A 10,759-nucleotide genomic window follows, 5' to 3' on the forward strand; every position below is an offset into this window, starting at 1 on the left:
GATACATGACCATCGCAGAGAACCTTGAGATGATTCACAGTCGTATCGCCCAGGCATGTCGCCAGGTGGATCGTGACCCGGCATCGGTGCGGCTGCTGCCGGTGAGCAAGACCAAGCCGGCCAGTGACGTCGTCGAGGCTGCCCAGGCGGGTGTGAGGCGGTTCGGTGAGAATCGTGTCCAGGAGGCGATGGGCAAGTGGCAGGAGCTTTCCGACGACCATCCACAGATCGAGTGGGCGATCATCGGTCATCTGCAGACCAACAAGGCGCGGGACGTCGCAAGATTTGCCTCCGAGTTCCAGGCGTTGGACTCCCTGCGGCTGGCCCGGGAACTCGACAAGAGACTCCATGCCCAGGGACGCCAACTCGACGTGCTCGTGGAGGTCAATTCCTCCGATGAACCCCAGAAGTCTGGTGTGACCCCATCCGAGGCAGTCGACTTTGCGCGACAGCTGAGTGCCTTCGACGCGCTGCGCGTCAAGGGCCTGATGACGGTCGCGCTCCACAGCGATGACGAGTCCCAGGTGGCTGCCTGCTTCCAACGGATGCGGGTGGTCCAGGAGCAGCTGCGCAACGAGGCCTCCGAGGTGAGTTCCTGGAACGACCTTTCCATGGGAATGTCGGGAGATTTCGAGATTGCCATTGCACATGGCGCGACGACGGTGCGGGTCGGCCAGGCGATCTTCGGTAGCAGGCCGCCCATGGGACGGTGAGGCATGGCCCAGGGCTGTGCCCTGAAGTGAACGAGGGTGGCAATTGCCGCACGCAGCATGTGCTCAGGTGCTCGCCCGACACCTGAGTTTTTCTGGTGCGCTCGTGATGTCGCATTGATTTTTCTTCGTACTTGTGTGCTCGGACCCGGAACGGCACAATGGAGCCTGACCGCTTCGGGACCCTGCAGGGGAAGGCACGTGGTACCGAGAGGACGGTCACATGAGCAGTTCACACCTGCATGCCGAGGGCATGATCTTCATCCACTCGGCGCCGACGGCATTGCGCGACCACATCGAGTGGATGGTCAATGCCGCTGTTGTCGCGCCCATGTGGCAGTGGAGGCCCCAACCGGTCTGTCCGGGAAGTTGGCGCGCCGAGGTTGCGTGGAGTGGTGACATGCAGCAGGTCGTCGGTCTCGTCTCCACACTGTGTGCCTGGCGGAAACTGCGATTCGAGGTGACGGTCGAGTCGGGTGCCCCCACTCAGCGATGGTCGTACACCCCCGATCTCGGAGTGTTCCACTGCGCCACCGACGACGCCGGATCCATCCGCGTCGACGAGGTGCGGCTGCGGACCGCCGTCATGGAGTCGCGCCGGATGGGAACGGATCTCGCCACCCAGATCTCCGATCTGCTCGGCGAACCGTGGGACGTTGAGTTGGAGGCGTATCGCGCTGGCGATCCCACCATCGACGTGAGTTGGTTCGCCGCCCAGGTCGGCTGAGCGACTTCCCGCAAGGGCCGCCAGACCCGGCTCACCCGGGAGTCGGGCGCAGGATGGCGGTCACATGTGCGGTTGGCGCACGTGGTTCCGGATTTGCGATGCCATGTAGATGGCGGTCACATGTGCGGTTGGCCACTTTTTCGGGCGACGCCGCGTGGCAGACGACCGCGAACCTCGACCAGCAATGCCCACCAGCCGAGGTTGTCGGCTGGGCAGTCAGCGAGTGGCGTGCTGATTGGTGAACGCCAGGGTGACGTTGTGTCCGCCGAAACCGAAGGAATTGTTGAGGGCGGCAAGATCGCCGTCAGCAAGATCCGTCGTCTCGGTGGCGATCCGTACCGGCAGCCCTTCCTCGAGATGCTCGGTGTTGATCGTGCCGGGAACCTTGTGGCGTAGCAACGCCATGACCGTCGCGAAGGACTCCAAGGCACCCGCTCCGCCAAGCAGATGACCAGTCATCGACTTGGTGCCGGTGACGAGAACGTCCTCTGCTGCCGTGTCAAGGGCCTCGCGGATCGACATGGCCTCCGCCGTGTCACCCTGCGGCGTCGAGGTGGCATGGGCATTGATGTGCTTGATGTCGCTGGGCTTCAGATCTGCCGAAGCCAAGGCCTTGCGCATCGCCGAGGCCTGACCGTACCCGGACGGATCGGGTTGGACGATGTCGTGGGCATCGGCCGAAATACCCGAGCCAGCCAAGGTGCCATAGATCGTGGCGCCGCGGGCCTGGGCGTGCTCGAGGGTCTCCAGCACGAGGATGGCCGCGCCCTCACCGAGGACGAAACCATTGCGGTCCACGTCCCAGGGACGGGATGCGTGTTCCGGGTCGTCATTGCGCGACGACAACGCCTTCATCTGGGAGAAGGCGGCCAGTGGTAGGGGATGGATGACGGCTTCCGTACCGCCGGCGACGACGATGTCGGCGCGTCCCAGGCGAATCTGGTCCAGCCCCAGGGAGATGGCCTCCGAGGAGGAGGCACACGCTGACACCGGGGTGTGGATGCCACCGGTCGCATGGAACTCAAGACCAATGTTCGCAGCCGGGGCGTTGGCCATGAGCATGGGGATGGTGAACGGGCTCACCCGTCGAAATCCCTTGTCCTTCTGGACGTCCCACTGTCCGAGCAGAGAGTGCAGACCACCGATCCCAGTGGCCACCGAGACGATGAGCCGGTCCGGGTCGACACCGTTGTCCACTGGGTTGCCGTCCTCATCGTGCGGCAGCGACAGTCCGGCATCGGCCCACGCCTCCCATGCCGCGACGAGCGCCAGCTGGCTGGAACGGTCCAGCCGACGGGCCCGCGGGCGGGGGATGTGGTTACCGGGTTCGTCAACAACCTCAGCGGCGAAGGTGACCGGAAGATTCTCGGCCCACTCGTGGTCAAGGGTGTGGACGCCGTTACGTCCTTCGACAAGCCCCTGCCACGTGCTCGGGGCATCCGCCCCCAGGGGTGTGGTGGCTCCGAATCCGGTGATGACGACGTCGGTCATGTACTCTCCTCGGCAGATGGGTGCTGGATCAGGACTGGTGATCTTCGATGTACTTCACGGCGTCACCGACGGTGCGGAGGTTCTTGGACTCCTCGTCGGGGATCTCGACGCCGAACTTCTCCTCGCAGGAGTAGATGATCTCGACCATGGACAGGGAGTCGACGTCGAGATCGTCGGTGAAGGCCTTCTCCTCGGTCACCTCGGACTGCTCGACACCGGTGATGTCGTTGACGATGTCTGCGAGATCGGCCAGAATCTGGGCTTTGTCAGCCATTGGTGTTCCTCATCTGTAGATCGCATCACCCAGCGGTGACGCGGTGGTGGAAACGCCATCGGGAGATGACGCGTCTGGGTGGGGCCCGGTCGACGTCAGGGTAGACGCACGACCTGGCCGGCATAGACCAGCCCGGCCCCGAATCCGATGATAAGTGCCAGATCGCCGCTGTGCGCGTCACCGCGCCGACGCATCCGATCCATGGCAATGGGAATGGAGGCAGCAGAGGTGTTGCCCATCCCGGCGATGTCATGGCACACCGTCACGGAATCTGGGAGTCCGAGATGGCGCACGATGACGTCGACGATACGGTCATTGGCCTGGTGAGGGATGAAGACGTCCAGGTCGTCTGCAGTGATGCCGGCAGCTGCGATGGCCTCCTTGGCCTTGGCGGCCACCTCGGTCAGCGCCCACTTGAAGACCTTCCGGCCCTCCATGGCGATGAGCGGGTAGTTGACGTCCGGATGGCTGGCTGCCTGCGTCCAGTCCTCGATCTCGATGACCTCGACCTGGTCGGCGCGCGATCCCCACTGCGTCGGGGCGATGGCAGGCTCCTCGGACGGGCCGAAGACAGCCGCACCGGCACCGTCGGAGAACAGGAATGCCGTGGAACGGTCCTTCATGTTGATCATGTCGGAGAGACGCTCCACCCCGATGGACACGACGTGGGTGCTCGCCCCGGAGCGGATGAGCGACTCCGAGAGGGTTGTCGCGTAGCAGAATCCAGCACATGCGGCGTTGATGTCCAGGGCGGCAGCAGACGTGGCGCCGATCTCACGGGCCACATAGGTGGCCAGCGAGGGGGAGGGACGGTGGTGTGAGACCGAGGCGATGATGACGGTGTCGATCTGGTCGGGAGTGAGCCCGGCGTCCTCGATGGCCTGACGAGCCGCCTGGGAGGCCATCGCAATGACGGTCTGCTCGGGGGTGGCCCAACGCCGTTCACGAATTCCGGTGCGCTGTTCGATCCACTCCGGGGTGGAGTCGATCATGGTGCACATCTCTTCATTGGTGACGACGCGGTCACCACGTACTGAGCCGGTTCCGAGGATCCGGGCGTAGGATGCTCCGGTGCTTGCCGACAGGGTCGGGTTGTTCATGCGGTCTCCGGGGTCTTGTGACTGTGTGCAGCAGCGAAGGCGCGGGCGTCCTCCAACTGGTCGGGGGTGTTGAGGTTGAACAGCTCGACGCCCTTGAGATTGCGCTTGGCGATACCGGTGAGGGTACCCGCCGGAGCGAGCTCGATCATACCGGTGATGCCACGGCTGGCCATGGTCTGCATGACCAGGTCCCAGCGTACCGGTTGGGCAACCTGGGCAACCAGGCGGTCGGCGAAGTCGCGTCCGTCGGTCACGACCGCGCCGTCCAGATCGCTGAGCAGAGTGGTGCTCAGCGACGAGGAGGTCGGCATGGCTGCGGCAACCGAACGAAGGTGGTCAACGGCTGGTTCCATGTGCACCGAGTGGAAGGCACCGGCTACACTCAACGGGAACAGTCGGGTGCGGGCCGGGGGTTCGGCAGCAAATGCTTCGAGCTGCTCGACGGTGCCAGCTGCGACGATCTGACCCTTGCCATTGTGGTTGGCGGGGGTGAGTCCGTGCTTTTCGATGGCTGCGAGCACCTCGTCGGGCTGGCCACCGATGACGGCGGTCATCGACGTCTTGGTGACGGCGGCGGCCTCGGCCATGGCCCGACCACGTTCACGTACCAGCACCATCGCGGCCTCGGGGCTGAATGCCCCCGCCCCAGCTCCTGCGGCGATCTCACCGACGCTGTGGCCGGCGATCATGTCTGCCTGGGGGAAGAAGTCGTCCTTGACGGCCCACCCGGTGGCCAGTGCGGCGGCCACCAGCAGTGGTTGGGCCACGGCAGTGTCCTTGATGGTGGCCTCGTCGGACACCGTGCCATGTTCGGCCAGATCCATGTTCGCCACTGCGGAGAGCCAGTTCAGGTGTGCGGCGAAGGATGCGTCCTCCAGCCAAGGCCCGAGAAAACCAGGTTTCTGGGCACCTTGGCCCGGTGAGACAAGTGCAAGCATGTTCCCACTGTGCCTCCTGTCACAGCGTTGTGTCACCGACGGGCCAGCTAATTCGATCTCCCACTCTTTGTGGGTACCCCACAATGGTTTGTGGACATCCCACAATGCCGTGGAGTCGACAGGTGCGGGCCGCAGAGGCAGGTACTCAGTGCCCGGCTCGTGCTGCCTTGGCTCGCAACACGGCAGCAAATGCATCGTTGAGTGGTGTGTCGACGCCGACCTCGTCGCCCAACCCGGGCAGGGCACCCACCTGGGCCTCCAACTCACTGGCCCGCCCAGCCGTGATGTCACGCTGGAAAGAGGTGGTGAGGTGGCCCTCCTGCGACTCGAAATATGCGAAAACCGCCGCGAGGACGTCTGGGGAGAAGTCCGCACCGTGCGCCTCACCCACGGCGATCCACTCACGCACACATCGGACGAAGAGGTCACGATGACAGGTGAGCAACTCGCCCAGGGTGGCCTCCAGGGCGGCACCGATGGCTCCCTGGGCACAGACGTTGACGGCCTTGAACCACAGCTCGGTGATGATGTCGGCGACCGGGGGACAGGTGACACCCACCGACTCGAACCTGGACCGGATCTCATCCACGATGGGGTTCTGCGAGCCATCCAGCATGCCGATGTGGATACTGGCCGGGCCGCCCATGTCGTCCACGACTCCCGGCTCGACGATCTTCACCCACTCCCGGCACACACCTGGACAGGTGCGTCGTCGTCCCACGATGTCGGCCACCACCTGAGGAGTTGCCACCCCGTTCTGAGTGGTCACGACCACGGTGTCCGGGCCGATGAGGGATGACGAGTAGTCCTCCAGGGCCGGTGCGACTTGGAATGTCTTGGTGCACACGAGTACTGCGTCGACCACGTCGATCTGGGCTGGATCGTCGGTGACCAGAGGGTGGATCGTTCTCGTACGTTTTCCCGTGATGCGCAGCCCGTCGCGTCGGATGGCCGCCAAGGTGGCGCCTCGGGCGACAAAACTCACGTCGGCTCCGGCTTGTTCGAGCATCATTCCGTAGAATGTTCCAATGGCACCTGCGCCGACGACGGCAACCCTGAGACGATCCATCATCGGGCGACCTGCTCCGCCACGGCCGCAACGCTGGCTCGGGCATCCGGATCGGTGGCTGGCAGCATGGCGAGCCCCATCTTCATGATGGTGTGCTGCATACCTGCCCCGATGTGGGTGGACACGACCGCAGCCACCTCGTGCTCGCGTAGGAAACGGACGATACGGGCGTGGTGGGATCCCTCCGGGCCCTCGTCGTGCAGACGGTCCCACTGCACGTCGAAGGTCTGCCATCCGGTGATGGATCCGGAGTCGTCGACGGTGGCCACCGCAACCTTGGGTGCTCGGCCGAATCGTGGTTCGACGGATCCGTCGTCGTGTACCGGGATCATGAAGTTCATCGTCATGGTCTCACCCTAGAGCAGGGAATGGGAAACGAGGCAGATCAGGGCGGTGCTGGTCGTTCTGGTCTGTCGTGTGCAGTCGACCGAAGGTGATCGCCAGACGCATGACGTACGCCTCCCGGGGATCGTTGGGGGAGTATCCCGTGGTCTCCTGAATCTTCTTGAGGCGGTAGCGCACCGTGTTGGGGTGGATGTAGAGCGCACGTCCAGTGCCCTCGACCGAACCGCCATGGTCCAGAAAGGCGACACAGGTCTCCATGAGGTTGCCGGTCGATCTGGACAGTGGCTCGTAGATCTGTTCGACGAGCCAGGCAATGGCCTGCTCATCACCGGTCAGCGCACGCTCGGGGAGCAGATCGGTCGAGGACAGCACTCGTGGGCCCTCCGGCCAGCCACTGGCCACCCGGGCCCCCGCCATGGCGGCTCGTGCCGAGGTCGGTGCATTGGTCAGTTCGTCAACCACCGGGCCCACGACGATGGGACCTTCGGAGAAATGATCGGCCAGGGCGGCCACCACCTTGACGGCAGAGGCGTCGTCGACGATCTGTTCCCCGGCCACGACGGCCACCAGACGGTGAGCCTGGGTTGCGGCAAGAATGGTCAGCCCCTTCTGCTCCCCGGCTCGGCGCAGTGCGCGGACGCCGACCCCCGAGCCGGCCCCGCGTCCCACGACGACGCACAGGTTGAGCCCGGAGCGCCATCCCAGTGTCGAGGCTCTGGAGATCAGCTCGTCATCGGGTTCGGAGCGCACCACCGCGTCGATGACCAGTGATTCCAGTCGCTCGTCCCAGGTGCCACGTCGTTCCGCTGCGCGGGCGTACACCTCGGCTGCGGCGAAGGCGACCTCGCGGGAGTAGTGGACGATGGCATTGAGCAGCACCTGCCGGTCGGAGCGCGACATGGTGGTGCGTATCTGATCCTCCACGACGTCAATCGTCGTGCGCACCAGATCCACTGTCTGACGCAGTGAGATCTTGCGCGTCGTGGACGCCGGGGCCACTCCGAAGATGTTGGTGGGTCGGTAGGGCTTGGTCTGGTCGTCGGAGAACCAGGTGACGAAACCGTCGATGCCGGATCGGGCGACGATGGAGATCCAGGATCGTTCCTCGGCGGACAGGCGGCGGAACCACGAGTGCCGTGAACTCATCGTCGCCAGGGTCGCCGTCGTCATGGCGGAGGTGTGGGAGGCCAGGCGCTTGGTGATGGCCTTGCGGGTGCGATCGGAGGGGACGATGTCGCGGCCTGTCGTTGCGGGCCGAGATCGTTTCTCGGTGTCGGACGAACGTGCCATGGTCCTCCTTGGTCATTGGTCGTTGCTGGTGGTCGCCACCGTGCAAAGGTGTGCCAATGATTGATCCTACTCATGGTCGTCTGACCGGCTGTGGTACCTCCGAGGGCGTAGAGGGGGCGGTGGACGGTGACGTCTCGCTCCAGACAGCGGAGCGCCACCATCTGCCCGGACGTCAACGCTGATGTTTTGCGGAAAACAGCGAAGGGGCGGTGTGACTCACTCGAACCTCTCTTCCCGGGGATTCGCTGGCTTCGACGGGGCGGGTCTGGCACGCTATGACTGACAGGTACTCCACCTGCACCGCCGATCGCCCCTTGCGGGGAGGTCACGAACGAAGGAAAGCGAAGGATCAGTGAGTAACGGGACCGGTTTCGACAGAATTGGTTTTGAGGCCGGACAAATCGTCCAGGAACTGGGCTGGGACGAGGACGTCGATGAGGAGCTGCGTCAGCTGCTCATGGACACGGTTGACGGTGACCTCGTCGAGGACTCCCTGGACGCTGTGGATGCTGTGTGGTTGTGGTTGCGCAGCGATGATGACGAGGTTGCCGATGCCCTCGTCGACGCCATGCGAGACCTCTCCGATGATGGTTTCATCGTCCTGGTCACCCCCAAGGTGGGACGTCCAGGCGCCATCGATGCCTCCGATCTCAACGAGGGGGCGGAGACGGCCGGTATGACGCTGACCTCCACCCACAACCTCGACTCCGACTGGCAGGCCCACAAGGTGGTGCGTCCGCGCGGCGTACGGCGATGATGTGATTCCTGGCCCGCTGCCTCTGGGAATGGGGGGTCGTTGGATTCGACCAGTTCCGATGCGCTGGCACGGCATGCCCCTGTTTCGGGGGTACGCACCTCACATCCCGTCAGTGGGACAATCCTTCCGACCGTCGTGCCCTTGGTAGCCTGTGCCCATGGCAGTGAGTTCCTACGTCGCAGCTGAGAACCGGTACGACGACATGCAGTATCGCCGTTGTGGCACCAGCGGTCTCATGCTTCCGGCGGTGTCTCTCGGACTCTGGCACAACTTTGGAGATCTGCATCCCGGGGGCACCCAACGCGCCGTCCTGCGACGCGCCTTCGACCGCGGGGTGACACATTTCGACCTCGCCAACAACTACGGCCCGCCCTACGGCCAGGCCGAAACCAACTTCGGACGCATCTTCGCCTCCGACCTCAAGCCCCATCGTGATGAACTCATCATCTCCACCAAGGCTGGCTATGACATGTGGCCCGGTCCCTACGGGCAAGGTGGGGGCAGTCGCAAGTACCTCATCGCCTCCTGCGACCAGTCCCTCAAACGCATGGGGCTGGACTACGTCGACATCTTCTACTCCCACCGATTCGACCCGGACACCCCGTTGGAGGAGACGATGGGGGCGCTGGACCACATCGTGCGATCCGGACGCGCCCTCTACATCGGTATATCGTCCTACGACCATGAGCAGACGGTCCGTGCTGCCGCCATCGCCCGTGAGCTCGGAACCCCACTGCTCATTCACCAGCCGCGCTACAACATGTTCGACCGGTGGATCGAGGACGACCTGCTCGACACCTGTGAGCAGGAGGGGATGGGCGTTATCTGCTTCTCCCCGCTGGCACAGGGGTTGCTGACGACGAGGTATCTTTCCGGGATCCCACGCAATTCTCGCGTCGGGATGGGCTCTCGTCACCTGCGCCCGGAGAACCTCGACGAGCAGACGATGGACACCGTGCGTGCCCTCAACGAGATTGCGATGGACCGGGACCAGTCCCTGGCCCAACTCGCCCTGTCGTGGATCCTGCGTGAGGAACGCATCACCTCGGTGCTCGTGGGGGCATCCAATGTCACCCAGCTTGATGCCGACATCGACGCCCTGTCGGGCAACCAGCTCACCGATGACGACCTCATTCGTATCGAGACGGTGCTTGCCGAGCACCAGCTCTGAATTGCGCGGCGATCCATGAAAATCGTCCCATGAAAGAATCCTCGTGGCGTGGCATGCCGTGACACGTGTGCCAGACGCCCCCATCCCATCAACACTCGACGGAAGAAGGAGCCTGCCTTGGCAGCTGTGAAGAGTCAACTGAAGTCCGATCTCGTGGCGGCCATGAAGGCCCACGACGACATGGCCAAGTCCGCCATCCGCATGGCCATCTCGGCCATTTCAGCGGAGGAGGTTGCCGGCGACTCCGCCCGGGAACTCACCGATGACCAGGAGCAGGCCATCATCACCAAACAGGTCAACGTTCGCAAGGACTCCGCCCAGGCCTACCGGGACGCTGGCCGTGACGAGTTGGCCGAGGCCGAGGAGGCCGAACTCGCCATTCTGCAGAAGTACCTGCCTGCGCAGCTCGAGGAGTCCGAGGTGCGGACCATCATCGACGAGGAGATCGCCAAGGCCGCCGATGGTGGCCCGGCGACGATGAAACTCATGGGATCGGTGATGAAGGCCGTTCAGGCGCGAGTCATGGGCAGGTTCGATGGCAAGACCACCGCTGCCCTGGTCAAGGGTGCGCTGTCCTGATCGGCTGCGGTCCTGGGGGACGTCCTCGCCACGTGCGTTGTGCACCCGGGCAGCCTGATTGGTTGCCGCTGGACGCCATCGACCGCGATTCAGACCGCTGGTGGCATCTCATCATCTGATGCCATTGACCTCGACGTTCCCATGCCTGCTATGCTCTGTCCAACGCCCTTTAAGAGCGATCCCGTGAGGTCGCGAAGGTCGTTGGCACGGAGCCGGGGTATCAGCCGGCTCACGATGTGAAGCTGTCGGAGCCCGTGGTGCACGGTCCCCTGATGGCTCCCTAGGTGCTACCTCCTTCCGCCTCACCG

11 protein-coding genes and 1 pseudogene are annotated in these 10,759 nt (G+C 64.1%); 5 read left to right on the forward strand and 7 right to left on the reverse strand.

The features are described 5' to 3' along the window. Window positions 1–5: 5 nt before the first annotated feature. Window positions 6–713, forward strand: coding sequence for a YggS family pyridoxal phosphate-dependent enzyme (locus CKV91_RS05820; protein WP_023035471.1), 708 nt, complete (start codon window positions 6–8; stop codon window positions 711–713). A 220-nt stretch (window positions 714–933) separates the two neighbouring features. Continuing rightward, window positions 934–1,437, forward strand: coding sequence for a DUF3145 family protein (locus CKV91_RS05825; protein WP_023035470.1), 504 nt, complete (start codon window positions 934–936; stop codon window positions 1,435–1,437). 216 nt (window positions 1,438–1,653) lie between these two features. Here the strand turns inward: CKV91_RS05825 and CKV91_RS05830 are convergent, their stop codons facing one another. The 7 genes and pseudogenes from CKV91_RS05830 to CKV91_RS05860 all read right to left on the reverse strand — a co-directional run. After that, window positions 1,654–2,928, reverse strand: a complete 1,275-nt coding sequence (locus CKV91_RS05830) for a beta-ketoacyl-[acyl-carrier-protein] synthase family protein (RefSeq protein WP_065860892.1) — start codon at window positions 2,926–2,928, stop codon at window positions 1,654–1,656. Window positions 2,929–2,956: 28 nt separating this feature from the next. After that, window positions 2,957–3,202 (reverse strand): acyl carrier protein, encoded by a 246-nt coding sequence (locus CKV91_RS05835; protein ID WP_021103183.1) that lies wholly within the window; start codon window positions 3,200–3,202, stop codon window positions 2,957–2,959. Window positions 3,203–3,297: 95 nt separating this feature from the next. Continuing rightward, complete coding sequence (locus CKV91_RS05840) at window positions 3,298–4,302, reverse strand: beta-ketoacyl-ACP synthase III (protein ID WP_021103184.1); 1,005 nt, start codon at window positions 4,300–4,302, stop codon at window positions 3,298–3,300. Next, window positions 4,299–5,180: an ACP S-malonyltransferase gene (locus CKV91_RS05845; protein WP_065860908.1), complete on the reverse strand. Its 882-nt coding sequence runs from the start codon at window positions 5,178–5,180 to the stop codon at window positions 4,299–4,301. The genes CKV91_RS05840 and CKV91_RS05845 overlap by 4 nt, the downstream gene beginning before the upstream one ends. A gap of 205 nt (window positions 5,181–5,385) precedes the next feature. Then, window positions 5,386–6,312, reverse strand: a complete 927-nt coding sequence (locus tag CKV91_RS05850) for a 2-dehydropantoate 2-reductase (RefSeq protein WP_231933701.1) — start codon at window positions 6,310–6,312, stop codon at window positions 5,386–5,388. Beyond that, entirely contained in the window at window positions 6,309–6,650 is a 342-nt protein-coding gene (locus tag CKV91_RS05855; RefSeq protein ID WP_065860893.1) for a NifB/NifX family molybdenum-iron cluster-binding protein, read from the reverse strand. The genes CKV91_RS05850 and CKV91_RS05855 overlap by 4 nt, the downstream gene beginning before the upstream one ends. A gap of 79 nt (window positions 6,651–6,729) precedes the next feature. Beyond that, window positions 6,730–7,824, reverse strand: a pseudogene (locus CKV91_RS05860) (PucR family transcriptional regulator); the annotation flags it as partial. A 472-nt stretch (window positions 7,825–8,296) separates the two neighbouring features. Between CKV91_RS05860 and CKV91_RS05865 the strand changes: the two are divergent. From CKV91_RS05865 to CKV91_RS05875, 3 genes are all read left to right on the forward strand, one after another. Beyond that, window positions 8,297–8,701 carry a DUF3052 domain-containing protein gene (locus tag CKV91_RS05865; protein ID WP_021103189.1) on the forward strand — a complete coding sequence of 135 codons (405 nt, stop codon included), beginning with the start codon at window positions 8,297–8,299 and terminating at the stop codon, window positions 8,699–8,701. Between the two features lie 157 nt (window positions 8,702–8,858). Further along, entirely contained in the window at window positions 8,859–9,872 is a 1,014-nt protein-coding gene (mgrA, locus tag CKV91_RS05870; RefSeq protein WP_065860894.1) for an L-glyceraldehyde 3-phosphate reductase, read from the forward strand. A 126-nt stretch (window positions 9,873–9,998) separates the two neighbouring features. Further along, window positions 9,999–10,451, forward strand: a complete 453-nt coding sequence (locus tag CKV91_RS05875; RefSeq protein ID WP_021105489.1) for a GatB/YqeY domain-containing protein — start codon at window positions 9,999–10,001, stop codon at window positions 10,449–10,451. Window positions 10,452–10,759 lie beyond the last annotated feature (308 nt).

Source organism: Cutibacterium granulosum (genome assembly GCF_900186975.1).
GTDB lineage: Bacteria > Actinomycetota > Actinomycetes > Propionibacteriales > Propionibacteriaceae > Cutibacterium > Cutibacterium granulosum.